Origin of the sequence: Pedobacter jejuensis (genome assembly GCF_003725795.1) — a bacterium.
GTDB classification, from domain to species: Bacteria; Bacteroidota; Bacteroidia; order Sphingobacteriales; family Sphingobacteriaceae; genus Pedobacter; species Pedobacter jejuensis.
The window spans coordinates 244,825-271,668 of the sequence record NZ_RBEE01000004.1 but is presented as its reverse complement, the minus strand read 5'-3'; the positions used below and the strand labels follow the sequence as shown (position 1 = coordinate 271,668).

The window sequence follows — 26,844 nt, the reverse complement described above, 5'->3', positions numbered from 1 at the left end:
TACCCAAACAATGAAAAAGCATCTCATATTCTCTTTACTATTTCTTTCTACATTCCTTCTTACGCAGGCGCAATCACCACTATCGTTCAGTAGAAAGGTTATCTATATGCCAGAGGCGTTTGAACGTCCTTCAGAATCAATCAGTATAAGCGATAATTCATCAAAGAGCAGTCTTCCCTGGATTGTATTTTCGGATAGAGCTGACAATAACACCACTACGGTTCCAGGTGGAAGCTTAATGATGAAAAAATTAAAGTTTATGGAACCTTTCTTCGTTTCAAAAGAGGAGAATGGATACCTGAAATTGATTAAATACAAGGCAGGGATGGTACGTGGAAGAAAGATAAATGATAAAAAATCTGCAATAAGCTATGGATGGATTCCCAAATCAAGACTTTTGCTATGGCAGCGCTCATACTCAAACCAAAAGAGTGGTTTTCCAGAAAAAGCGCTTACCATGATAAATGGCAAAAGCCCATTGCAAGAACCGAAATACTATTTTGATACAACAGATTCGGTTTACGTTTATAGCACTCCTGAACTTAAGGATAAAAAATCCAAAGTACGTTTGCACGAAATCATTTACGTTTACAAAAAATCTGAAGACGGCAAAACCTATCTAATTGGTTCTGAAGACCAACTGGTAGTTGATACTGCGGCAAAAAGTATATACGGTTGGGTTTCTGCACAAACCGTTCATGGCTGGGGTGAGCGATTATATATTTCTGCCAAGAAACCTGGTAATTACGATGTTGACGATTCTACCGCTACCGCAATAAATAAAGGTCTTGCTGTTAGCACTGGATTTGAGGTAGATCCACTTTTACCCGCCAAAAATATCATACTAAGAAGTGTACCTGTATTAACGGCAGAAGACGGTAATTCTAAGGTGGGTTTAGCAAATAATGTTTTTAACAAAAAAGATAATAAAATTCTAACCATTAACGGATCGTACCTTTCTTATGAAGATTATGTTTCACTCCGTAAAAACAAAAATAAAATTAATGTCATTTTCGTAGTTGATGGTGGTAGCCCAATGGCCAAATATTATGCTGGCATCACGAATACCATACAGTCATTCGAAAACATATTTAATGATTTTGGTGGAGGCAGAACCATTTCCTATGGTGGAGTTGTCTATCAAGGAGCAACTGGATGTACTGTATCAGGTGTGTCTAGTAGTCCGCTACGAGATGATTTTAGGCAGTTAATGCAGTTCCTTACGCTTCAAAATTCTAAAGTAAGTCAATGCGATGGAAAGCCTAATGATCAACCCGTTTTCCAGGGAATTCAGGCAGGCTTGGATTTGTTTAAGGAAAAAAAGAATGAAACCAACCTGATTGTTCTGATTGGCAGCACTGGTAATTCGGATGGAGCAAATAATTTAACGATACGCGAATTGGCCCGCCAAACAGGCAAAAATGATGCAAGAATACTAGCACTTCAAGTGTATAGTGATTTTGAGCAATCATTTAATAATTTCGTTATTCAGTCTCGTAAGCTTGTGTCAGAGTCGGCTATACAATCTGCAGAATTTAGAAAAGGAACAATGGTTAAAGGCGAAGGACTTAAAGACTTTCAGCCTTATAACACTTCACTTCAGGATTCCATTTCTTATTATCTGGATTATCCAAAAAACAGTCTTATTCAGGGTGGGGTAGTATTCCCGACAAAAGGTTCAGTTAATGCAAATTCGAGTATGACTTCTGCCATGCGCCGATTTCTTCGTGAAACCAATATGGATATACAAAATCAAATTAGTTCTCTCGATAGCGCCTTTCGACTTACAGGAATCTCAAGAAAAAACTTAAATCCGGTTGTCGAATCCATGTTGACCCAGCCTGTGGAAGAAAATGTTGCAGATCGTATGCCGCATAATGCCTTTAAATATTATTCAGAGGCAAATTTTTCTCCGGAAGTGGTCAAATCCAATTCAAACACACTTCAGTATGTTGTAGTTTTAAATACGATGGAGTATAGACAGGTTATGGAAATTTTTTCGGGGATGTTGGGAGAGAACCTTCAGCAAGATCAATCAAATTTCAGGAGTAAACTGGTAAAAAATTATGTTTCAATGCCTCGTTCACTTTTGGGTATTAAGCTTTCTAAAAGCGAGATTAAAGCTATGACCTTGGCAGATTATTTGAAACTGGTTACAGGTTTACCTATCAGTAATGAGCTGCTCACAAAATATACCGTAGCTAACATGCGTAGTAATTCGTTTATGCCATTAGAAGATTTTGAGTCGTACATTAGGTTGTTGTCTTCAGCTGTTCAAAATATCAAACGTGCAGCGCAAATTGATCAGCAGTTCATTTCTAACGGAAATCCTTATTATTACATCACTGAGGGTAATTTTCAAACCATTCAGCAAGCTAAAACAAAATAATTATGGCAATTACGAATTTAAGTGAATCTGCCAAAACAGCCCTTCACATTGCACAGTCACTAGCTAAAGAATATGGTAACACTTCATTTTCAGCAGCACATCTTTTAAAGGCTTTAATGCACAATGATGTGGGTTTAAGAGGTTTCTTAGCTTCTATTGGTAAAGACTTCGAATATTTGGGAGACTGGGCTGAAGTTAGAATTGATGATTTACCGAAAGGTTCCGTATCAGCTGATGCCGCAAAGGGAAGTTCAGAAATACCAAATGTAATCGAAGAAGCAGATAATGTTAGAATAAAACTTGGCTTAGACCTAATTACGCCCATCTGTTTGTTAACAGCATTAGCAAAACCAGGCATAGGCTTTCCTGCTGATCAACTCAAATCTTTTCCCATCAAAGAACGAGAAATACTAGACCTATATATCAATAACGATGAAATAGGTAAAGCTGTGGGCGTGCAATCGCCAACAACTGATACATCGGCACCGCCAACTAAGGCGCTACATAAATTTTGCATTGACCGTTTGGAATTGGTGCGAAGCGGAAAAACAGATGAAATTATCGGACGTGATAAGGAAATGCGCATGATGATGGAAATCCTTTGTCGCAGGACTAAACCAAACGTTATTTTAACAGGAGATGCTGGTGTTGGTAAAACAGCACTAATAGATGGATTTGCAAGAGATTTGGTTGACCAAAAAGTACCCGAAAATCTTAAAGCTGTACAATTGTTTGAGCTAGACCTAGGTTCATTAATTGCCGGAGCATCCTATAAAGGAGAAGTTGAAGATAGGCTGAAAAATATCATTGCTGAAATTAAAAGATTTGATAAAGCGATTCTTTTTATTGATGAAATTCATACCCTGCTTGATAGTAAAGGTCCTGTTGGATCTGGTATAGGAAATCTATTAAAGCCAGAACTTGCCCGGGGAGAAATTACCGTAATTGGAGCTACAACAGTTGATGAATACCGCAAAATTATAGAGCCCGAACAAGCTTTTAGTAGAAGATTTGAAGTGCTGCAAATTGATGAACCGAATGAACAAAGCACCATCAAAATGTTGCAGCAACTTTCAGGTAAATACGAGGCGCATCATCAACTAAATGTTGAAGATGATGCCTTGGTAGATTGCGTTAGGCTAGCCAAGAGATATTTGAAAGACAGGCGTCTTCCTGATGCCGCTTTTGATTTATTGGATAGAACGATGGCGGCAATGAAGATGATGAATGATACTTCTGACCAGCTTATTGTGGATTTGGAAGAAAGTTTAAATCAATTGCGTACAGAAGAAGAAGCGAATAACCCGGATCTTCTTTCCGAATATAAATGGCAACTTTCTCTGCTTAATAGTAAGGTAAGTCCGATTTTGCTAGGAAGACTTAATGATGATGCTCAGACAGATCACTTTGAAACAATTGAGGAATACGATAACTACATATCGCGTTGCCTGGTTGAATTAAAAGAATTTACTGTCGAAAAATCTGAGTCAGTAAGTAAGGAAGATATTGCTTCTGTGGTTTCCTATAAAACCGGTATTCCAATGGGCAAACTTCAGGCAGGAGAGAAGGAAAAGCTTTTAAATATGGAGCAATACCTTAGCAAGCGTGTTGTTGGTCAAGATTATGCCTTAAAGGCGGTATCTGATGCTATTCTCGAATCTCGTAGTGGATTAAATAAAAAGGGGCAACCTATTGGATCTTTCTTTCTACTTGGTCCTACAGGTACTGGTAAAACCGAATTGGCCAAATCAATTGCTGAATTTCTCTTTAATGATGAGAAAGCCATGATTAGATTTGACATGTCAGAATTTAAAGAGGAACATAGCGCTGCTTTATTATACGGTGCCCCACCGGGATACGTTGGTTACGAAGAAGGTGGATTGCTGGTAAACAAAATCCGTAGGCAGCCTTATTCTGTATTGCTATTTGATGAAGTAGAAAAAGCTCATCCATCGGTTTTTGATACCTTTTTGCAAATCCTTGATGAAGGACATATGCATGACAGGCTTGGAAAGGAAGGCGATTTTAGCAATTCACTTATTTTATTCACATCAAATATTGGTAGTGAATGGATTGCCCAACAGTTTAGCAAAAATATTTTGCCTACTTCCAACCAGTTAATGGAGGTAATGGCAGGAAACTTTAGGCCCGAATTTCTAGCCAGAATTACAGAGATTGTTCCTTTTGCTCCGATTGATGAGGCAAATGTTGTTCGCATCTTTGATATTCAACTTCGTAGTCTTGTAGAATCTTTGAAAAAAATGGGCATAGCTTTTGATATTACAGATGAAGCTAAAAGAGTAATAGCGCTTGATGGCTTCACCCCTAAATATGGTGCTCGTCAGCTTTCTGCAGTAATTAGAAATCTTCTAAGAAGACCAATTTCTAAATACATTATTTCAGGAAGTTTAAAAAAAGGCTCCAAAATATTGGTTACCATCGGAAGCGGAGAAGAAAAGCTACATTGGGAAATATTAGAAAATAATATGGTCAGCGAACAAAACAACCTTTAATCTGTTAGCTATTAATACTTTGTAAATTTAAACCAATCTAAAATCAACATACTATGTTCAACTATGAAATAGGGGGAAATGAAAGAAAAATAGATACCTCTGAAGCTTTTGCAGATATTGCTTATAACAAAACATTGTTTGTGCAACAATTAACCAATAATGAACCTATAAAGCCTGAAAAGGTAGAAGGGTTGAAAACTGTAGATGAAGTTTTTGCGCACTACAAGCCCAATGTTCAGGTTTCTTTTGAAAAAGAGGATGGATCAACAGTTCCAGAAACACTTCAGTTTCGTAATATGGGAGACTTTAGCGTAAAAAGTGTGATTAAGCAAAGTAACTATTTGAGTGATATCAATATCGAAAAAGAGATGTCGCTCAATGTAATTAAGCAACTCAAATCTAACAAGACACTTAAAACAACGTTAGATGATCAGGATACCAAAGCTGCATTTATTGGTGCTTTGAGAAACTTTATTGATGAGTTGGAATCGACCAAATAACTTAAACCAATCTAAAACATGGCAACTCCTCAACAAAATCAGGTAAATCAACATAATTCTGAGTCTGGTTTCAAAAACGAACCTCAGAAAACCGAAAAAAAATCGCTTCAAGATAACCTTGAAAAACTTGCTCGTGTGGGAGGTTTTGATTTGCTTGAAGCTACAGTAGAAGGTCTTCAAAACTTAAATCCGGATAGAAAAGCCAGAAAACAGATATTTCTGACTGGTGATGAGAAAAAAAAGGAGCGTGAAGAACTTAAAAAGAAAATTCAACTCTGGATTGATGTATTGGAATCTTCCGAATCGGTAGCCGATATGGTAGAGCAAAGCACACAAAAGCTTAATGCAGCAGAAGAAAATCTAGGAAAAAACATTGCAACCGTACTTGAAGAAACACGTGCGCTAGAACAAGCTTACCGTTCAGTTCATTTGTTTTACAAAAATACTGAGGCAGATAAACTTAAAAATGTAGTATTGCTTAACGCATCGATGGATCAGATTAAAGATCTGGATAATCCACGTTTTATCGATTATGTAGATGATGAGTTGAAGCAAAATTACGACAGACTTGATCTAAGACAAAATTATTCTATTATGGTTGTTCCCGGTTATATGGGATCAAATAAAGTGGTAGAGCGCTGGGGTAAAATTGCTTATAATAATAAAGCGATGCTAGTAACCGATTTTGCAGATTTAGATCAGCCTGATGACGTAATCGATTTGTTTACTGCAGCAAATTTAACCGGTGCAGATGCCTTCCGTTCAAATGTGATCATGACTTGTAATTGGTTAGTGGGAAGAGGAAAGGTTGCTGAAGTAGGTGAAGAGGATGATTTAACCGTACCGGGTTCGGCTGCTCTTGCTGGGAAAATGTATTATACATTAATGTCGCAAGTAACAGCAGGTAAAAAACATGGTGCCATCAACGAGGTAGATGGGGTAAAATTTGATTTGAAAAAAAGTGAAATTTCCCACCTGGAAAGAGTTGGTTTGGTGCCTATGGTAAATGAATATGGAAAAGTGATGGCATTTTCTGCTAAAACTTTGTTTAATGGTGATAACATTGGTTTGCAAACGTATTCTGTTGTGCGTGTTTTTGATTACATAACTAAAGTTTTATTTGACTTTTTAAACAGAAGGGCTTTTGAAAACTGGACATCTAAAACTGAGCAGGATTTAAGAGCACAAATTGTGAAATTCCTGGATGGAATTCAAGGTGCAGACAGGCTGATTGAACGCTTTAAAATTATGCGTTTCGAAAGAGATGAGCAGCAAAAAGACCGTATTCATTTGGACATTCACATCACACCGTATTTTCCAGCGAAAAGTTTTGTTGTTAAATTGGATGGTCAGAAAGGTGAGGATGAAAGTACAACATGGGCATCAGAGTATGCACAACAATAACAAATTGTAAATTTTATTAGAACGAAACCAGCCCCTAAAGGCTGGTTTTTTTTTGGTTCATGGTTTCGTTTAACAAAAACTTTATAATTTTGTAACTTAACACTCGCCTCCATAGCTAAAAACACACAAATGAAGCAAGTAGTTATCCTTAATGGGGATATAGAAAAGACGATATCGACAGAATTTTTGCTGCAGGCTTATAAAAAGGGCGCCGAGTCTGCCGGTGCTATGGTCAAAGTAATTGCCATTACAGATTTAATATTCAATTCCAATAAACTTTTTAGTAACAGGCAAATTGCAGAACTTGAACCCGATTTGGAAAAAGCTCTTCAAGCCATTCATAAAAGCAATCACATTGTTTTGTTTTGCCCGGTGTATGTAGATCACATTCCGGCAAAAATCAAAGGCTTTTTCGATAGGCTGTTTATCCCTGACCAATTGTTCAAAGAAAATAAACTTAATTTTGATAATAACTTTCAAGGCAAATCTGGGCGGATCGTTTCAATTCTAGACGAATCTACTTTCAAAGAATGGAAATTAAATAAGCGGACAACCTATCTCTCCATAAAAAAAAATATTTTTGAAAAACGACGCATTACGCCGGTACTTACCAATACCATAGGAGAACTACATTCCTTCGATAACCATTATAGCCAAAAGTGGGCTTCCAAGATGGAAAAATTTGGTGTACAACTGATATAAGATTAATGCTTACAAATTAATATCCTCAGTTCGTTTATTAGTTTTCCTTCATATTATTAAAAAGCTGCTTTTTTTTTAAACATCACCCTGAATTTATTTCAGGGTGTTATTTGGAGGAAAGATGCTGAAATAAATTCAGCAATTGATTTTGCCTCACCCTGTTAAAGTTTTTCCTTTGGCTATTGTTGTGCTATCCCTCTCCTTGAAGAGAGGGATTTAATGACCTGTGAGAGAAACCCAAAGTTCAAATAACTGTCGTTCGTTTCGCTCTCTTCAAGGCTACTGAGTATCAAATTTTTATTGGGAGTTTTTGAACGATTTGCTTGACTTCCTTACATTAATAAAAGGTCTTACCGAAGAACGCCGTCAATCCCAGGTGGCAGGGAAATCAAAAAAACAGGTGCATTAAAGATCAAACAGCACTACCAAACCTAAAACGCAGTGGTTTTGTGAAAATACGCCACAAAACTTTCAGTTAGCAGGGCGAACAAAACAAAGTGCCTCTGTTTTTTTGATGAGTGTTGGATTGTGCGGAGCCACCTTGCTGGATTGACATGCATTTTTGCAAACTTTTGATGCCTCAAAAGTTTGTGCCCCTGCGGCATGAGCAGAAAGATAAATCCTTATTTAAAGAGAATATTTGTGATTACAATGCAGCTTTTCTAGGAGAGGGATGCGATGCCAACTCAAAAACCACAAAATTTCTAAGGAGAGGTTTAAGAAGTAGCTGTTATAACAAAATTTTATTCCGTTTCACCATAACAATTTTTCTATTTGATACAGCCTCCTTATTTGCAGGAAAGATGCTAAACTAAATTCAGTAAGACGTGTTGTACAATCAATACGGAGATAAGCAGCAACTTATTAATAATCTGCTTTTTCTAGTTAACGTCACCCTGAATTTATTTCAGGGTCTTATTTACAGGAAAGATGCTGAAATAAATTAAGCAAGACGTGTTGTATAAGCAATAAGGCGATAAACACCAATTTAGTAAGTTCAAAAATCGAACGTAGCTTTTTAAGATTGCCACAGAATTCACGGAATATGGTGTTTGCACTACCGCTTTAATATTTCCCATAATTTGGAGAATAGTATTCAAAAGTGTTTTAAAGCAGCTTTTTTATTCAACGTCGAGGCTGTATCATAAATACGAAATGTCATCCTGAGCCTGTCGAAGGACTTACAAAACTGCCTTTTGTGGCGTTTCGACAAGCTCAACGTGACAAGATTCAAGGATAAATTGATTTATGATACAGCCTCTTTTTTTGTAGGAAAGATGTTAAATAAATTCAGCAAGACGTGTTGTACAAGCAATACGGAGATATGCAGCAACTTATTAATAATCTGCTTTTTCTAGTTAACGTCACCCTGAATTTATTTCAGGGTCTTATTTGCAGGAAAGATGCTGAAATAAATTCAGCTAATAACATGCTTCTGTTTCAATACATGGTTGTCCTATTTTTGGTGATAAGGATTGTCCAATTTCACTACAATTTGTAGCATATTTCTACAATCAAGTGTCATTTTTATATTACAACCTCAGGTTGTGAATTATTTTATTTTATTTTTCATTTCGTAAACCCGTTCTAAGCTGAAATACAGAATAATTTTGTATTCAGACTAGCAACGTTCCTGTTCATATTCAGCGCTTTGGCTTGATATTTGGACAACTAAAATTGTAGCGAGATGCTACCCGAAACAATTTTTAACCTTTAAATTTTAAAACTATGGCTTTCAAAGCTAGATTAAATTTTTCAGGCAAGGAGTACGATGTGCTCCATTGTGCCTATTCGCTAAATCGCGACGTAGATGCCAAAGGCAGACCCTCATCTGGGGTTTATGGTGGTACTATTGATGTTGAGCTGGAATCAACAGAAGATACATCCATCATCGAGGCTATGGTGAACAATCAGTACAAGCCTATCGCGGGCAGTCTTCTGATTAAAAAAACAGAAGAAGATGCAAAGATGAAGGAACTTGATTTTGAAGATGGCTACATCGTCAAATATTACGAAGGAATTAACATCGTTGGTGATCATCCAATGACACTAAAATTCCAAATTTCAGCTCGAAAACTTAAAATCGGAAATGCTGAGCAAGTGAACGACTGGCCGAAGGCATAGTCTTTTATGAAAATTTCTATGTGAGGTGTTTAGCCCGTGTAGGATTTGTAAATCAATTCATCTTAAAACATTTAAATTTATTTCAAAATGGCATTTAAATCCCGTTTAACTTTAGGCTCAAAAGAGTTTGATGTCCTTCAGTGCAGTTTTTCCTTAAACCGTGATGTTGACGCAAAAGGTCGTCCGTCTTCAGGTGTTTATGGTGGTACAATTAATATCGAAATCGAATCTACTGAAGATACTTCGGTGATAGAATCAATGGTGAACAACCAATATAAACCTCAATCTGGTAGTATCATATTCAAAAAAGGCGAAGAAGACGCTAAAATGAAAGAGCTTACTTTCGAAGATGGATACATCATTCAATATAATGAAGGCATAGCTGTGAATGATAATACCCCAATGACATTGAGTTTTGTAGTTTCAGCACGCTCCCTAAAATTAGGGAATGCTGTTCATGAAAATGATTGGCCAAAGAGCTAATTTATATTTAACGGTCGGAATGCATTCCGACCGTTTTTTAACACAAAATATTATTATACTAACGTTGCTCAACTATCCTTTTTCTAAAGGATGATAGTACATTCCAAAGGTTTTGGGTATTGCTTATATAACGTTTGGCATTGCTTCTCCTTCAGCCTTTTTAATAATGAAAAAAAAGAAATCAGTTGCAAAAATCATCAAGCCATCGCAGCCAACAGATTTAGAATACATTAAATTATTTAATGACTGCGTTATTGATAAGGACTTTCTTGGAGCGATTGATAAAACAATTGATGACCAGATTAATCCAAATAAAAGCAAATACACTGATATTTCAGACTTGGTTGCAGGCAGAAATCCTTCCACCACAGCAAATAGTTTTTATGGTTTTGCTCCGGGGTTTGCATTAAACACCCGCCCACTTACCATGAATTTCTCTAATGATCCCTTTTCGTTTCCGATAAATAAAAGTCCGTTTCAGTTTAAGAATCCATTCGAAACATCTATAAATGATTTTATAGTTGCAGGAAATCAAATACCTTGGTATTTTATTGCATGTGCACATTATTTGGAATGTAGTTTTAGTTTCAAAAAGCATTTACATAACGGAGATCCTCTAACCAATTATACTGTAAAAGTACCGGCAAACCGGCCTAAAGTTGGGCATCCACCGCCATTTACCTTTGAAGAAAGTGCCGTTGATGCATTGAAATTGATGAAGTTTAATGAGATTTCAAATTGGAATCTACCCACGGTATTAAGAAAACTTGAGGCTTATAACGGCTTCGGTTATTTTAAGTATCATCAAATTAACTCGCCTTACCTTTGGAGCTATTCAAATCAATACTCAAAAGGAAAATATGTATCAGATGGTAAATTTGATTCTAAAGCGGTTTCTAAGCAAATGGGTGCTGCTGTAATTCTGAAAAGGATGGAAGAACGTACTTTAATTTCAATTCCAAGACACTAAATAATGAAGAAGTTGAATAAAATTTCAGGAGTTCTATTTCTCTTTATTATCTGCTTGTCTTGTCGTGGCAACGCTTCAGAGGAATACCATGTACCGGATTCATCTCAGAAATCTGTTCCTGTTGAACAAGCATCTAATACAAATGATGAAAAGGCTTTTCGTCAAGTGTTGCAACAATTAAAAATACAGCTGAAAAATAAAAACCTGGATGCATCTTCGGCCTTTTTAAATTTTCCTTTTTTTACGGCTAAGGCTTCAGAAGAAAATAGTAGCGGAGAAGCTGCCGTGGATCCCATCGCTCAATCTGAATACAATCAATATAAAAGTGATGTTTTCAATACTGATATTCTGCGTTTAATGCCTAAGCAAACTGAAGAACAGTTATCAGAAATTGACGAAAAGACAGATGACCCATATTACCGCAAATTGGCAAAGCTAACCGACAAAGGAAGTCATCTATATGAAGTTTATTTCCAGTACCCAGAGAAAGGAACAAATGCAGAAAGCTTTTTTGGCTTTGTATTTGGAAAAATTAAAGGCAAATATAAGGCAATAGCAATGTACAGCAAATGGCCAATCAAATAACGTTGTTATGGAAAAGAAATTAATTACAGAAATAAATATTGAAGGTAAAAGTATTTTACATTATTCTTCTTTTAGTTTACAACAGTCTTTTAACGATCACCATTATTTTGAATTGAGGTTTAACCACGATCAAATGGGTGCTCCTGGCATGATAACCTTAGATGATAGCCGAGATTTTGTTGGTAAAACTTTAACCATTTCTTTTGGTCATACCATGGGGAGCTTACAAACCTTCTCCGGATTGGTAACCAAAGTAGAGCTTGCACAAAGCCATGGTTACCATGGAATATTAATAGTTAGCGGTTACAGCCCAACGATATTGATAGATAGAGGCGCAGATTTAGGTTCGTATTTAGATAAAGATTTAAATGATATCGTTAAACTCGCTACGAAAGATACTCCATCAAATGATTTGAAGATTGTAACAAAAGCTGCACGTACCGAACCTATAGATTATGTAATTCAATATCGTGAAAGTGATTTTGAATTTCTTAACCGTTTGTCGGGCGAGTACTACGAGTGGTTCTTTTATGATGGTGCACAACTTAATTTTGGTAAGCCAGATGAACAAAAACAAGTATCTCTTTTTTATGGTAGAGATGTCCACAATCTTCAATATTCGATGGAAGTTGCGCCGATTAAAAACAGACGCTTCGCTTACCATCCCGAAAAGGATCAGATTTTACAAAGTGAAAGTACCGGCAAGCCTGACGGACACCCCGATTTGGCACATGCTATAGAAGCATCTAATAAGATGTATAGCAAAACTTTTAATCAGCCATCATTAATTCGTGTGGATACAGATAGTGATATTAAAAGTCATGTAGAGAATGAAGAAAAAGCACATGTTAGCGAACTTTTAAAAATCAATGGTAGCGGAGACAATGCAGGACTTGGTATTGGTACCATAGCCGAGGTAACAATGAGTTTACGCCAGGAAATCGCTTTCGTAACGGAGAGTTTAGGCAAATTTTTAATTACTCAAATTTCTCACCATATTGATGGGACAGGCAAATACCATAATACTTTCGAGGGACTGGTTTCTACCACCGAGCGATTGTTGGTAACGAACTTTGAAAAACCATCGCCAGATATGCAACTGGCAGACGTGTTGGATAACGATGACCCAAAAGGGCAGGGGCGAATTAAGGTAAAATTTAAATGGAACTGCCAAACCAATGACCCAACAGAATGGTTAAGGGTTATCAGCCCGAATGCGGGTAGTGGTGATACCGGAAAAAATAGAGGTTTTCATGTTATTCCCGAAAAAGGCGACCAGGTTGTAATTGGGTTTGAAGAAGGAAATGTGGCCAGGCCGGTTGTTATGGGAAGCGTTTACCATGGGGGAAGTGGCGACAGTAGTGGGTTTAAGAATAGCAATACTAAAGGAATGACCTCTAGAAAGGGAAGCTGCCTAACTTTTGACGATTTAAACCATGCGTTAAATCTCGGAACAAACGCGAAAAATTTCGTGAAAATAGAGAATGGTCCAGGATTAATTACTGCAGAATCTGCAGAAACCATTGTAATTAAAACCGGGCTGAGCAGCATTACTATGAAAAAGGATGGGACGATTGATATTATTGGCGAGATCATTAATATTCAAGGGAAGAGTGCTGTTAATATTAATTGGGGAGATAAATCAGGAATTAGTGTATTCGTGGGTAAATCGGGTTATACAAATTATAGTTTCGATGGAAAAACAAAAAAAGAAGCTGTAACCGAAGGAATATCCGTAACAAGTGGCACAACTATTCTTTCAAAATCGGATGGTGTACAAACAATCAATGGAAGTCAAGTAGATATAAATTAATATGAGCAGATTTAAATTTTTTGAGGAGGAGCAGGTAAACATTGTTGATGATCACAAAACAAAACTTAATAAAAAGGCTGAACCTAAAATATCAGAACCTGTTTTATTAAAATATCGCTGTGAGCAAACAGTTGCAACTAAGTTGAATAATGTCATTACTAATCATGCAACCACAAAAAGAGAATTTCATATTAAAAATATAATTGACAATGGAAGTCTAATCGTAGAAGTTTCTTTGGTAGATAATATTATTAAAATAAATCCAACTCATTTATCGGAGGCAATGGATTTATTTTCTTCATTAGACCTAATTAAATGTAATGTGAAAGTGCTTGTTGACCAGGAAACAGGCAAAATAAAGAAAATACTTAATTACAGCGAAGTTCTAAATAGTTGGGAGAATTTTAAAGCACTTTTAAAAGAAAGATATTCATTCTTGAGGTCAAGTGGTGCAGAAATTGAGCTTAAGAAATTTATTTATCTAGCTGAGGCTCAAATTAAGGATGAAAAAATTCTAATTGAGGATATACATACCAAATTGTTCTTTGATCTTTTTTTTGATCGATATCTTGTCAACTTGTCAGAAGTTTACAAGCCGTTTACACTAGGATATAATTCACAGCTTTTTGAAGGTATTTCTGTTCCTTTACACATTTCTTCAGAAATAGTTTTTGAGAAACCTTTATTTGTAGAGCTTAAAAAACAAAGCAAAATTGATGTTAATGAGGTAGATATTAGCACTATAAAAAAGAAATATGATCAAAAATTTCAGCCTATTGTTGGGTATAAGTTTTCTAGTTATGATTTTCAATATCAAGTAAGGCAGATAATTAATACCGAATTATCGTTAATTGAAGAAACAGATGTATTCATAATGGAAGAGGTTAAAAATAATGTCGAAGTAATTGTAGATTACAAATTAAGGAGGATAGAATGAGTTATTCTTATGTACATGAAGGCGCAAATGTCATATGTACAAATATGACTAATGGGAAGCCACTCCAAATCGGAATCAGTAGAGTATCAACTGTAATTTTAGCAGGTAAAAAAGCACCACTTTTAAATATTAACGATCGCAAGATAAGCGATACTTTTTCTTGTAAAGTTGCCAGTAAATTTTGGGGGGGGCTTCAAATTCTAACTGCAGTAATTGCTGTAGCTGGCTTAGCCGTGGCAACTGTTGCGACAGGAGGTCTTGCATTAGTTGCAGCCGGTGTTATGCTTGCTGCAGCAGCTACTAGCATTGGTGCTGGGGTTACCGGCCTATATAAACGTGCACATGATTGCGATGCCACTTTAGAAGGGCAATGGATGCTGCCGCATGGTGCAGTTAAATTAGATAAAGAGAAGGCGCTGCTTAGTCAGTCATTAATGAATTGTCCAAAAGGAGGTGTAGTTTCAATTATAATAGATCCTGTTATAGCAATGGCTGCAGCAAAAGAAATTACGAGCAATAACAATGCTGAGATTAATGCCCATTTAGCTTCTCAAGCAGTAATTGGGGTAATTACTGCGGCAACTGCTTTTACGCCAATTGGCTTACTGGTTGCTGCACCCATTGCCGTTTATGGTTATGTGGACGGCGAAAATACTAAAGAAGAAGCGGCTAAGAAAAATCTTCCTATTTGGCGATGGAGCGATGTAGGAGATGCAGCAAAGACTGAAGGTATGGTAAATCAACCTTTAGGTGTAAGTGGCGCAATGGTTGAAAGCGGAGTAAATCTAACTATTGAAAATAAGGCTATTACTAAAGAAATTGCTGAACATAATCTACAAGCAGCTTTGTTGAGGGCAGAAGGAAATGTAGCCGGTGCAGAAGCTGCTGAACTAACCGCAATGCGTTTGTCAAGAATGTATCCAAGTACTAGAACGGCATTTATAGGTCCTGAGTTTTGGAAAGGTTTAGCTAAAGGTGTTGCAGGAGCAATAGCAAATTATCTGATTGATAGAGGATCTGATAGTTATGAGTTGGCAAAAGCTAAGAATTCTTTTATAGAATCTGACAACTCGAATAATCAAGATATTAATAATAACATTGGTGTAGTTTCAAATAATCCTAAATAAATGAATAGACAAATTTCTCAAGCACTTGGCTGGGCTATTGGTGTACTAGTTATATTTCCATTTATAATTTACGGAGTTAACATTTTGTTTAAATCCAAAGAAAATAATGGAAAAAAGTATGTTAAAAAATATTTAGAAAGTTGTGATCAGGTAAGTACTAAGTTTCCGAACTATTCCGATTATAAGTTATCATATGATCACTATACAACATCCTTATTGAGTCCATCTGAAACTATATATAAAATAAAATTTTTTGATTCAATTATTAAGAAAAATTGTCAGATTACTTTCTTTAATTATCCAGACTTTGAAGCTTCAAAGTTTACAACGGTACTGCATGATAAAAAAATAATTATTTATTTGAACAAAGATGATTTGAATAATTCCATATATGGCACAAAAGAAAATCCTATACCAGTGTTTCGGGTAAGAGAGGACCTACCTGATTCGGTTAGCAGAAATAGAGGACCCGAGGATGGCTGGAATGTTGACATTACCGATAACCAGTTTAAATATAATGTTGAGCAATATCTAACCTACATTATGCCCAAAGAAGAATTTAAAAAACGGTTTGGGAGAGGTAAATGACGTGGTTAAAAAACATGGGCGGTGTTTTAGGCTTCATTATTGGAGCAGTAGTTGTTTTACGAGTGATTTTATTTACAAATAATCTGTATTGATTTAAAAAGGATAATAAACCGTTAGATTAAAGTGACAAAAGACAACACAACAATTAAGAAGAAGCTTTTTGATGGGGATGAATCAGTACTAGGTAAAATAACTTTCGATATACCAAGCTTAACTTTTAAGATTTCAGATTTTCTTGATAATCCATTGAGAAACCTTTTAAAAGATAATTTTAATACTGATGATTTTGACACAATTATTAAAGCTGAAAAGCTTCATAAAGAAGGTGCTCTGATACAAAATTTTTACACAGAGCAAAACCTTGAAGTTTATTATTTAATAGTTCAAAACAGACTATATCTATTTTCTTTTGGAGAATTTCAACCTATGCGTTTTATTTTATACCTAGAGAGTGTTTGGAATTTATAAGCAGCTTTTCTTTCCTTTAAACCAAAACAAAAACGGCATATCGCGAATTGATTAATGAACTAAATAAAGAAACTGAGCCTCTTGTTTCAAGGTTCTCAAACATACCAATGTATTTGCATTTTAAAGCAGTTAATAGAAATAAATCGCCAAATTGATAGGTGGTATTCTACTAACGGATGATTAGACTGATTATAAATATGGCACGAGAGAAAATCCAAAACCTGTGTTCCGTATTCTTTAAATCCTCCTGCTTATGATTTATCAGAACCTCCTGGCAGAAACAAGTTGATTGATTTCTATAATATAATTAACTTTATCAACAATGGCTAATCAATATAAAATTGCTGAAAACCTAAACGTAGATAGCAGGATAATAAAATTGATGAAAAAAGAAATTTTATTACCTAACTATATAGATGATTTTAATCCTGTAACTGACTACTGGTATCCGCACCCTCCCTGTTTGATTCCTCTTTTCCTAGGTCATGGAGCTTCCTACAAAGGCATCATCAATCATTTTTTTTGCGATAGGAAATTAACTCTTGTAGAATATTTTCTAGAACATGGCTACATTTCTGAAATAGCAAGACATGCTGATCAGTTTATTACTCTCATAGTATTAAGAATGATAATTACTAAGGATGGCTTAACCGAAGAGATTATTGACTTTTGCAAAAAGATAGGACTCGAAAAATATGAGGAAATAGATCAGTTCACATTAGACTTTGGAGATGAACCACAAGAATTTAAACATTTGGTATATTTTAAAGAAAATAGACCGTTTAAATATGTTAAAGAACTTGAAGAATATAATGGTGATTTTCCTTCATCAATTTACATATTGAATAGAAGTATATATCTACAAAATGCATCTCAGTTAGAAATAGCCCCAATTGAAAAGCTGAGTAAAATAGAGGAGTTATCTCCTTGGTTAAAAGGAAATGAAAATAAAAAGAATTTATTTGATACTTACTTAAGCAATAACAAATTAAAAGAAGCTTGGCTTACACTTAATAGTAAAGGTTGGTTGTTAAAAGATGTTGCAAATGGCTTAGAACAGCTTAAACAAAAGACTAACGACGAACGTTTTTCTATCATTGCCGATTATTGGATAGATGGATGGAATAAATCTACTTTCTTAGATGGTGAATATTGATAAAAACAGCTATGGAAATAATTAATAATCTAGTAGAAGAAATTGCGCAAACCGTATTTGATAACGTACCCGTTGATAATTGGAATAAAGTTATCGTTCAAACATCCATCTTATCTACTTATGTGGAGCTAACGGCAACCTATTATATAAATGATGTTAAGGGAAAATCATTTGATCCCAATTATGAGAATGCGCCGGAAGAAAAAACAGTAGATTATCTTTTCATAAAGTTAAGGGAAGAGATGTACAAATTATCTCCAAATAAAGGAGCATGGTATAATGTTGAATTGGTTATTAGTGAAGACGGAGATTTCGAAATTAACTATGACTACGACAACAAACCCAACTTTGAAATGGAACCAGATAAAGAAGAATATGTAATAGACAATCAGGAATTTCCCCGAGATGAAGCGTCTACACCAAGTTGGTTAACCCCATTAATACAGGTATAAATATTTATGTTTACAAAATTTATAGAAACTTACGGAAATTTAGAAAATAAGCAAGAAATCCCTTCCGATGATTTAGCACAAGTTAAAGGTGCGTTCACTCCAGAACTATATGAGTTGCTTGAGCAAGGGGAAGGATGCTATATGAATGGTTTTTTATGGGTTGTTAATCCGGTTGAGTATGCTGATTTAGTAAATCAAATCTATTTGCCTTTAACATCGCCTTCAGTTTGTTTCGCCAGAGATGCTTTTGGTTCTTTGTACCTGTGGGAAGATAATAGTATAATTTATGTTGATATAAATTTCACTAAACAAGAGGTTGTAGGAACAAAAGCTAATGTTTTTTTTGATCTAAAAATGACCGATAGTGGTTTCTTAGATAAAAAAACACCTTATAAAAACTATTTAAAAGCTCGAGAAAAACTGGGCGAACTTTCAAAAGATGAATGTTATGGATACACGCCCTTAATTGGTATGGGTGGAGCAGAAAAAACAGAGAATTTGAAAAAAGTTAAGATTAAAGAATATATTTCAATAGTGGCGCAAGCATTAGGATAAATACAATAGCAAAAATTTAGCAGTTAAATAATTTTTCAGTCCGTACTTCATCATAGGTGGAATTAAGGTTAGTATATGAGTAAAATTGAATACCTAAAGAAATATAACTCAAAAGTTGAAATAATATAATGCCCTAATAATCAATCTTATTGAAACTTATATATGATGATATTCAAGATAATAATTATTCTAGGTATGTTTCTTTGGGTAATAATAGATTTTTATTTATTCTTTATTGAAAACAAAAATTCGAGCGCTCAATTGATATATGGCAAGGTAATGTTTGTGAGAAAAAATACAGGATATCATAGATGTGAACTCAGTATGAAAGTTAAATGTTCAGACAATAATATTATCCAAACAACTTCTTTTTTTAAACCAAATGTGAGGTGGTGGATGCAATTTTTACCAAAAGTAGGAGATAATGTTTACTTCTACACAGTTGAAAAGCTTTCGACGGATAACAATGACAATGGTGACAAGATTGCCTTTGGAATAGCGAATCATAAGCCAGAAATAGGAAAACTTCGTTGGGATTTATTCGCCTACCGTTCTTCTACTCGAACAATCATAATTTTTGCCATTCTATTTTTATGTTTATTTATTGTATTGAAGTTTACCCCGTTTGCAATTTTTATTCCTAAAGAATTTTTTTTATTTGTAATCGTAAGATTAAGTATTGAGATTCTATTCATATAATATCTATGAAAATAAAAAGAAACATATATGAGCTCTTTATTAACTTATAGATTTCCACTACTTACAGCAGTAACCTGGATTTTTTTCTTAGTATTAATGACCATCAAACTTGCTGATTTAAAAATCATTTCTTTTAAAAGCACAGATGTTCAAATCAATAAAAAAAGCAGCGGTACTTATGGTAAATTTAGTTTTAAGCTTACGGTCTCTACAAATAAACAAGAAGTTTTTACCCGCTCCTATAAAACGCTAGCGCTATCAAATGGCTTTATTGATTTAGAAAAACTTCAGAAGGCAAATTCGATTTGGATGGTAGTTTCTGAAAACAAATCTAAGTCAAATGAGTTTCAACTTTACAGCATTGCAGATCACAAGCCAGGGCGGTTACGAATATTTTTTGAGATGATATCCTATCTGATTAACAACTATCTTCTTATAATTTGCTTACCATTAATACTCACCCTTTTAATCTGTACAAAAGAATTTGGCAGAGATTACCAATACATAAATCAACCACATCAAAAAATAATTTCAGCTTCTTATTTTTTTAATGCACTTTTTATTGCTCTAATCGCTATCTATTAATATCAATTATTTTTTCAAAGAACATCTACCATATTCCAATTGCATTTTGTACCGCAAATCATCATTAATCCTATAAATTATATGTTTTGTACACAAAGAAGTTTTTATCTGATTTGCTTACCGCTTGAATTATTTAGAATCAGTTTCCATTAGCTTGTCAATCTCGTTATTAAAGGATTCAACAAAGTCTGTGTAATATTTCCCGGTTGCTGGTCCGCTATAACCGGTATGGATTTGTGCTACCGCTCCTTTTTTGTTAATAATTATCATGGTAGGGAAGGAGATAAAGTTCTTGAGTCCTGGAAGCGATTTGGCAACCTGTGTTTTATCTGGTGTACCCGCAATAACCTGGTCGTACTTTATGTTAAACTTTTCCCGAAATCTTGTAAGCGCCTTTCTAACATAGGCCGAATCAAGCTGCCTTTCATAATGTATGCCAATCACTTCAATGCCACGGTCGCGATTTTTTTCATACCAGGGTGCAATAAAAGAAGCCTCATCTACACAGTTTGGGCACCAGGTTCCGGTAATGGTTAATATCACCACCTTGTTTTTGTATTTCTCATCAGTTAACGAAATCTTTTTTCCATTAACATCTGGAAGTGAAAATGACAATGTTTGGTATCCATCTTTTAAAAAGGTAAGTTTTGTTGCATCAGGTAGTGCAGCATTTTTATTTTTACTACCGTTAAATTCAGTATTTCCTCTGGCACTTATTATTGCTCCAGATATGGTTCCGTCATCTGCAAATGAACCTTTATAATAGGAGGGATTAGAACCAATAAAGCTCGATAGGTAAAAATTTCGACCGTCTACGATGCCTTCTAAATATCTGGAATCGCCAGTTATACGTAAAAATGTTCCGGTTAATTTATTGCCTGTTTGCTTGAACAGTCCAACCGCTTGTTCATCTTTTCCTTCTTTGGATTTAAAGGTGATGTCATATTTTCCAGAGAAATCTGCAGCAGGAGTTTTGCCACTTTCTTTAAACCTGTAATTATCTTTTCTATTTGCTGATAGGGATATTGGTTTGCCCGTTTTATTTTGTTTTCTAAGTACCCCAACTAGTGAATCGTTTTGAACTTTAAAAGCAAGTTCGTTATCAAATTGGTCAAGCTTAATCAAAAGTGAATCATCTTTTTGAATCACCCATCCACCATCAAAATGTTCTTCCGCATTAATAAATGATAAAAATGGTTTATTATCTTTTTGTTTTATCTCGAAATTGAAAGGAACTTCTGTACAAGGTTTAATTAAAAATACACCTCTCCAATTTCCAATAGCAGAAAATTTGCTTGTAGCATTTATCGTGGACTTTGAACCATTAGATTTTGAGTTCGCTTCTTGGGCACTGGCTTGAAGTTTAAAAAGTGATGCAAAAATTAGTAAGGATATAGAAATGATTTTCATGGATGTATTCTTGGGAATGTCAAAGGTAGTTATCATTTCATCCTTAAAAAAATAAATTCAATAAAATCTATAGAATTAATAGACTATTGAATTTAAATATTATCTTTGCGCCAGTTGTTTTGAAATACTTATCAAGAAAGGTGGAGGGAATGGCCCTGCGAAACCTTAGCAACCAGTCTTTAAAAGATATGGTGCTAATTCCATCCCAAATTATTTGGGGTAGTTAAGTCAGTTGAATGCGAAATTATTAAAATAATATATGAGAGCACTCCTGATTTACAGGTGTGCTTTTTTTGTTTAGTGAAATCCAATTTTATAGAATATTTAACTTTTAAAAATAAATAATATGAAAAAATCTAACGAGCCAAATTCTATCTATTGCTGTAAATCAGCCATCCATTAATACATTCATTTAGTATGGATAAACCATCACAAGCATCATTGATGCTGTGAATTTTTAAAAACTAGTCTTCAATTTTAAATGTAAAATGCGCCAAAAAAGGCGTTGTGGGATTGTTTTGCCCAAATTTTTACAAATTTTTTAACTAATATTTTTTATTTCTATGTACAAAATTTTTAAGCGACTCATTATTTTAATTTTGCTTTTGCTCCCCGCTTTTGTTGATGCTCAAAGCGTTTCCATTACGGGTACGGTGAAAAGTTCAACAGGAGAAACCCTCCCGGGTGTTTCTGTATTATTAAAGGGTACAAAACAGGCTGTAACTACCAATAATGCAGGCAGTTTTAACATTGCCATTAACGGTAAAGGCATTTTGATTTTCTCTTACATCGGATTCTCATCTAAAGAGGTTGAGGTATCAGAAAGCAATAAAATTGTAGAGGTTGTTTTAACCGAACAAAATAATGCCTTAAACGAAGTTGTGGTTACAGCGCTTGGCATTTCTCGACAAAAGAAATCTCTAGGTTACGCCGTTCAGGAATTAAAAGGAGAAAATTTAACTGAAGCCAGAGAAACCAATCTGGTAAATGCGCTTGCTGGTAAAGTTGCTGGTGTTCGTGTGACTAATAGCCAGGGCGATATGGGTTCATCAAGGGTGGTTATCCGTGGCGAAACCTCAATTTCTGGCAATAACCAACCGCTTTTTGTTGTCGATGGTATTCCGGTAGATAACTCCCAACTCAATTCGGCAGGAGCAAGAGATTACGCAAATACAATTTCTGATATAAACGCTAACGATATCGAATCGATAAGCGTACTTAAAGGGCCAAATGCTGCGGCTTTGTATGGTTCCAGGGCAGCGGCCGGGGTAATCATTATCAAAACCAAATCTGGTAAAAGCCAAAAAGGACTCGGCGTATCTTTTAACTCCAATGCGGTAATAGAAGGTTTATTAACGCTTCCGAAATATCAGGATGTTTTCGGTCAGGGCTCTGAAGGAAAGTTTAGTTATGTGGATGGAAAGGGCGCAGGTATAAACGATGGAGTAGATGAAAGTTGGGGTCCAAGGATGGATGGACGGCTGATTCCACAGTTCTTTTCTAAAGGCGTTGCTGTACCTTTTGTAGCCAATCCAGATAATGTTCGCGATTTTTTCCAAACAGGTTACTCCCTTTCTAATGGCGTTGCGATAGAAAACGCAGGTGAGAAGTTTGATTACAGGCTATCTTATAATAACTTAAAACAGGTTGGTGTGGTACCAAATTCTGGGCAGGATAAAAATTCATTTGCTTTAAACACAACGTTAAGGGTTACTCCAAAATTAACGCTTACGGCAAATGCAAATTATAGCAAGCTTGGGTCGGATAATCTGCCCGGTACAGGCGGATCGAGATCGACAAGTACCATGCTGCAATTTACCTGGTTCGGTCGACAAGTTGACATCAATCAGCTCAAAAATTATCTTGATGAAAATGGTAACACTTTTAATTGGAACAATAGTTATTACAGTAATCCGTATTGGGTAGCTTATGAAAATACGGTTTCGCAAAATAGGAACAGGCTTATTGGGAGCATCGGCTTAAATTATAAAATTATTGATGGACTGAACTTCAATTTTCGTTCGGGAACAGATTACTATAACGACCGCCGTAAAATAAAAGTTGCATATGGAACTAACGGCACCCCATTCGGCTCCTATACCGAAAGTGCATTTACAGTAAACGAAAATAATACCGATGCAACGCTAAGTTACACCAAACAATTAAACGATGATTTTAGTCTGGAAGCGTTATTAGGAAGCAATATCCGTTCGAGATATATAGAGCAAAATGACCAGAGTGCCCCAAGGTTAGCTGTGGCCAAGTTGTACACATTGAACAATTCAAGAGATCCACTTACATCATCCAACAATTACAGTAAATTAAAATCTTACAGCGGATACGCTTCCGCTCAACTTGGATATAAAAACTATCTGTTTGTAAATGTTACGGCCCGTAACGATTGGTCTTCAACGTTGCCAGCACAGAATAGATCATATTTTTACCCTTCGTTTAATGGCAGTATCGTGCTTACTGAAGCTTTTGATATCAAAAGCGAAGTGTTAGATTATGCAAAAATCCGCGGTGGTTGGTCTAAAGTTGGTAAAGATGCCGACCCTTATCGGTTAATCAATACTTATTCCTTTAGCGCACCATTTGGCAGCAATCCTCAACTTACTGCATCTACAACAGATTTAAATGCTGATTTAAAACCCGAAACAACAACTTCATCCGAATTGGGGGCAGAAGGGGTTTTGTTCAATAAACGCCTTCGGTTTGATCTGAGTGTTTACAATACCAATAGTTACGATCAGATTTTAAGTGTTGATGTAAGCCAAAGTACGGGTTTCCGTTCTAAATTGCTTAATGCTGGTAAAATCAACAATAAAGGGATAGAAATTCAATTGGGTTTAACGCCAATTAAGAAGCAATTTACCTGGGATATTGATGTAAACTACGCGGCTAACAGAAGTAAGGTTATAGAATTGGATAAAGCAGGTTTGCTGCAAAACTATGTAGTGGCTACCAGTTCTGCGCAGGTTATCGCAGCAGTTGGGCAACCTTATGGAACCCTTTTTGGAAATGCATTTTTAAGGGATAACAGTGGCAATATTGTGGTTAATGCAACTGGCGCTCCCCAAACTGACCCGACTAAACGGGTGTTGGGCAAATATACACCTGATTGGATTGGAGGGATATCAAACACATTTAGCTACAAAGGGGTAAGCCTGGGTGTTTTAATCGATGCGAGCTTCGGCGGTTCCATTTACAATGGCACCTATTCAACCGGAACATATACAGGCGTTTTGGCGTCAACCTTACCAGGAAGAGCCGCAGAATTTGGTGGCATATCTTATTACTATCCAGGAAATTTAAAAGCCAATGGTGCGGTAAGGCTTTCTACTGGAACTGCCGCCCCGCAGGGTGTAACGGTTTATGATGATGGGATAATATTTGATGGTGTTACAGCAGATGGAAAACGGAACGATAAAATACTTTCTGCCCAAACCTATTACAAATCTTTTCGCACCATTGATGAGGCTAATATTTTTGATGCCTCCTACGTAAAATTACGCGAGGTAAAGCTGAGCTACAATCTGCCTTCCACTTGGGTTCGTCAATTAAAACTTCAAGGCGTTTCTGTTGCATTGGTTGGAAGAAACCTAGCCATACTACACCGTAACGTAGAAGATATAGATCCTGAAGTGGCTTTTAATACAGGCAATGGACAAGGACTGGAAAGCCTTTCAAATCCTACAACCCGAACTTTTGGCATTAACCTGAACATTAAATTTTAATCACACATGAAAAATAATTTTATTTATATACTGATTTTATTTGCCGTTTTGTCTGGTTCTTGCAGTAAAGAACTTGATGAGGTAAACATCAACCCGAACGCAACTGAAAATGCTCAGCCCGATTATTTGCTGACAGCTGCAATAAAGAATACGACAGATGCCTACTGGGGTACAACCAACAACATGAACTCCAGTTTGTTATTTGCCCAACAATGGGCCAAAATTCAATACACCGAAGAAGATAGATTTATTTACTCCAACAGTAGTTTTACCTCACTTTGGTCAACCTTGTATTCACAAAGTATTAACGGGTTTAATAAAATTATAGAGATTGGTAACAGCACTTCAAATTCTAATTACATAGGAGTTGCGCTAACGCTGAGATCTTGGTCATTCCTGCTGCTTACAGATGCTTATGGAGATATTCCATATACCCAGGCCGGCAAACTAAATGAATTTATTACCCCAAAATACGATAAACAAAGAGATGTATATTTTGGCTTGTTGGAAGATTTAAAAGCTGCGAAAAATGCGCTGGATCCGGCAGGGAAGAGCATTGCAGGCGATATCATCTACAATGGGAATATTACCAGATGGAAAAAATTTGCTAATGCCTTGCGATTAAGAATTGCCTTAAGAATTGCCGATAAGGAGCCAGCAAAAGCTAAACAGGTTTTAGATGAAATAAAAGCTGATGGTGATGCCTATTTTAGCGATAATACCGATATAGCGCAACTGATATATCAAATATCGCCTCAACAAAATCCGGTGAGCGCACAGTTTGATACGCGTGATGATTATCGCATTAGCAAAACGATTGTAGACAAATTGTTTACGCTCAATGATCCACGCTTGCCAATTTTTGCAAGTAAAACCCAAACTGCCACACCGGAAGAATATGTAGGTGTACCTAACGGATTAACCAATTCGGAAGCCAGCAACCTGGGTTTTGCAAAAACATCCAAACCTGGCGTTTACTTTCTTGCTCCACAATCGCCGGCTGTGATTTACAGTTATGCCGAACTATTGTTTAATAGGGCAGAAGCGGCTGCCCGGGGATTGACTACTGAAGATGCCCCACTTTTATACAGGCAAGCGATAACAGCTTCTTTAAAACAATACGGCATTTCAGATGCGCTGGTAACCAATTATCTTTCCCAGTCAGCGGTTCAGTATGATGCAACAAATTATAAAAAATCAATTAGTGAGCAAAAATGGATTAGCCTTTTTGGTCAGGGTTTAGAAGCATGGACTGAACAACGAAGATTGGATTATCCTAAGTTAACGGTTTCTGTAAACACAGTATTGAATGGTCAGATTCCGGTCCGGTTTATATATCCAGGTACTGAGCAATCTTTAAATGCACAAAGTTATAGAGATGCGGTAGCTAGCCAGGGCGCTGATTTACTTACAACAAAATTGTGGTTTGATACTTTTTAGGTATTAATTTGAATAACTAAGCAGTTTTTTAATGTTAAAACTGCTTAGTTATTTGCTAAAAACTATGTTATAAATAAAGCCTTTTAACAAATCTACCTTTAAATCCTATAGCTAACATAGTATTACAATCCACTAAAGGCCAATAATTCAATACAGTAAAGTTTGGACATAAAGTAATGTTTTAATACTTTTAGGGTTATCTTAACC

General features: G+C 35.8%; 22 protein-coding genes and 1 riboswitch. Of the genes, 21 read left to right on the top strand and 1 reads right to left on the bottom strand.

Translation table 11 applies throughout. The features are described from left to right. Window positions 1-10: 10 nt before the first annotated feature. The 19 genes from tssR to D7004_RS03595 all read left to right on the top strand — a co-directional run bounded on the left by tssR (window position 11) and on the right by D7004_RS03595 (window position 20,050). Window positions 11-2,389 (top strand): type VI secretion system protein TssR domain-containing protein, encoded by a 2,379-nt coding sequence (gene tssR / locus D7004_RS03690; RefSeq protein ID WP_123204519.1) that lies wholly within the window; start codon window positions 11-13, stop codon window positions 2,387-2,389. Window positions 2,390-2,391: 2 nt separating this feature from the next. Continuing rightward, window positions 2,392-4,902 carry an ATP-dependent Clp protease ATP-binding subunit gene (locus D7004_RS03685; RefSeq protein ID WP_123204518.1) on the top strand — a complete coding sequence of 837 codons (2,511 nt, stop codon included), beginning with the start codon at window positions 2,392-2,394 and terminating at the stop codon, window positions 4,900-4,902. 53 nt (window positions 4,903-4,955) lie between these two features. Next, complete coding sequence (locus D7004_RS03680; RefSeq protein ID WP_123204517.1) at window positions 4,956-5,402, top strand: hypothetical protein; 447 nt, start codon at window positions 4,956-4,958, stop codon at window positions 5,400-5,402. Window positions 5,403-5,420: 18 nt separating this feature from the next. Beyond that, window positions 5,421-6,806, top strand: a complete 1,386-nt coding sequence (locus D7004_RS03675) for a DUF5458 family protein (RefSeq protein ID WP_123204516.1) — start codon at window positions 5,421-5,423, stop codon at window positions 6,804-6,806. A gap of 129 nt (window positions 6,807-6,935) precedes the next feature. Beyond that, window positions 6,936-7,508, top strand: coding sequence for an NAD(P)H-dependent oxidoreductase (locus tag D7004_RS03670; RefSeq protein ID WP_123204515.1), 573 nt, complete (start codon window positions 6,936-6,938; stop codon window positions 7,506-7,508). Between the two features lie 1,728 nt (window positions 7,509-9,236). Further along, window positions 9,237-9,632 carry a type VI secretion system tube protein TssD gene (tssD, locus tag D7004_RS03660; RefSeq protein ID WP_123204513.1) on the top strand — a complete coding sequence of 132 codons (396 nt, stop codon included), beginning with the start codon at window positions 9,237-9,239 and terminating at the stop codon, window positions 9,630-9,632. An 87-nt stretch (window positions 9,633-9,719) separates the two neighbouring features. Next, the gene (gene tssD / locus D7004_RS03655; protein ID WP_123204512.1) at window positions 9,720-10,115 is read left to right on the top strand and encodes a type VI secretion system tube protein TssD; all 396 of its coding nucleotides are present in this window, start codon (window positions 9,720-9,722) and stop codon (window positions 10,113-10,115) included. 166 nt (window positions 10,116-10,281) lie between these two features. Continuing rightward, on the top strand, window positions 10,282-11,085 hold the full coding sequence (locus D7004_RS03650) for a hypothetical protein (RefSeq protein WP_148042743.1): 804 nt from the start codon (window positions 10,282-10,284) through the stop codon (window positions 11,083-11,085). Window positions 11,086-11,088: 3 nt separating this feature from the next. Continuing rightward, a complete protein-coding gene (locus D7004_RS03645) occupies window positions 11,089-11,670 on the top strand; it encodes a hypothetical protein (protein WP_148042742.1) in 582 nt (193 codons plus the stop codon). Window positions 11,671-11,677: 7 nt separating this feature from the next. After that, a complete protein-coding gene (locus tag D7004_RS03640) occupies window positions 11,678-13,483 on the top strand; it encodes a type VI secretion system Vgr family protein (protein ID WP_123204509.1) in 1,806 nt (601 codons plus the stop codon). 1 nt (window position 13,484) lies between these two features. After that, on the top strand, window positions 13,485-14,420 hold the full coding sequence (locus D7004_RS03635; RefSeq protein ID WP_123204508.1) for a hypothetical protein: 936 nt from the start codon (window positions 13,485-13,487) through the stop codon (window positions 14,418-14,420). Next, window positions 14,417-15,547, top strand: coding sequence for a DUF4280 domain-containing protein (locus tag D7004_RS03630; protein ID WP_123204507.1), 1,131 nt, complete (start codon window positions 14,417-14,419; stop codon window positions 15,545-15,547). The genes D7004_RS03635 and D7004_RS03630 overlap by 4 nt, the downstream gene beginning before the upstream one ends. Continuing rightward, the gene (locus D7004_RS03625) at window positions 15,548-16,135 is read left to right on the top strand and encodes a hypothetical protein (protein ID WP_123204506.1); all 588 of its coding nucleotides are present in this window, start codon (window positions 15,548-15,550) and stop codon (window positions 16,133-16,135) included. A 123-nt stretch (window positions 16,136-16,258) separates the two neighbouring features. Then, window positions 16,259-16,603: a hypothetical protein gene (locus D7004_RS03620; RefSeq protein ID WP_123204505.1), complete on the top strand. Its 345-nt coding sequence runs from the start codon at window positions 16,259-16,261 to the stop codon at window positions 16,601-16,603. A gap of 322 nt (window positions 16,604-16,925) precedes the next feature. Further along, window positions 16,926-17,759 (top strand): hypothetical protein, encoded by an 834-nt coding sequence (locus tag D7004_RS03615; protein ID WP_123204504.1) that lies wholly within the window; start codon window positions 16,926-16,928, stop codon window positions 17,757-17,759. Between the two features lie 11 nt (window positions 17,760-17,770). Further along, entirely contained in the window at window positions 17,771-18,211 is a 441-nt protein-coding gene (locus D7004_RS03610) for an immunity protein YezG family protein (protein ID WP_123204503.1), read from the top strand. Window positions 18,212-18,217: 6 nt separating this feature from the next. Next, window positions 18,218-18,766: a T6SS immunity protein Tdi1 domain-containing protein gene (locus D7004_RS03605; protein WP_123204502.1), complete on the top strand. Its 549-nt coding sequence runs from the start codon at window positions 18,218-18,220 to the stop codon at window positions 18,764-18,766. A gap of 162 nt (window positions 18,767-18,928) precedes the next feature. Next, window positions 18,929-19,465, top strand: a complete 537-nt coding sequence (locus D7004_RS03600; RefSeq protein WP_123204501.1) for a hypothetical protein — start codon at window positions 18,929-18,931, stop codon at window positions 19,463-19,465. Window positions 19,466-19,492: 27 nt separating this feature from the next. Then, complete coding sequence (locus tag D7004_RS03595; protein ID WP_123204500.1) at window positions 19,493-20,050, top strand: hypothetical protein; 558 nt, start codon at window positions 19,493-19,495, stop codon at window positions 20,048-20,050. A 129-nt stretch (window positions 20,051-20,179) separates the two neighbouring features. Here the strand turns inward: D7004_RS03595 and D7004_RS03590 are convergent, their stop codons facing one another. After that, a complete protein-coding gene (locus tag D7004_RS03590) occupies window positions 20,180-21,460 on the bottom strand; it encodes a peroxiredoxin family protein (protein ID WP_167459398.1) in 1,281 nt (426 codons plus the stop codon). 125 nt (window positions 21,461-21,585) lie between these two features. Further along, window positions 21,586-21,690, top strand: a riboswitch (SAM riboswitch). A gap of 333 nt (window positions 21,691-22,023) precedes the next feature. Here D7004_RS03590 and D7004_RS03585 point away from each other — a divergent pair. Then, window positions 22,024-25,197 (top strand): SusC/RagA family TonB-linked outer membrane protein, encoded by a 3,174-nt coding sequence (locus D7004_RS03585; RefSeq protein WP_123204498.1) that lies wholly within the window; start codon window positions 22,024-22,026, stop codon window positions 25,195-25,197. Window positions 25,198-25,203: 6 nt separating this feature from the next. After that, window positions 25,204-26,637 carry a SusD/RagB family nutrient-binding outer membrane lipoprotein gene (locus D7004_RS03580; RefSeq protein WP_123204497.1) on the top strand — a complete coding sequence of 478 codons (1,434 nt, stop codon included), beginning with the start codon at window positions 25,204-25,206 and terminating at the stop codon, window positions 26,635-26,637. Window positions 26,638-26,844: the final 207 nt, after the last annotated feature.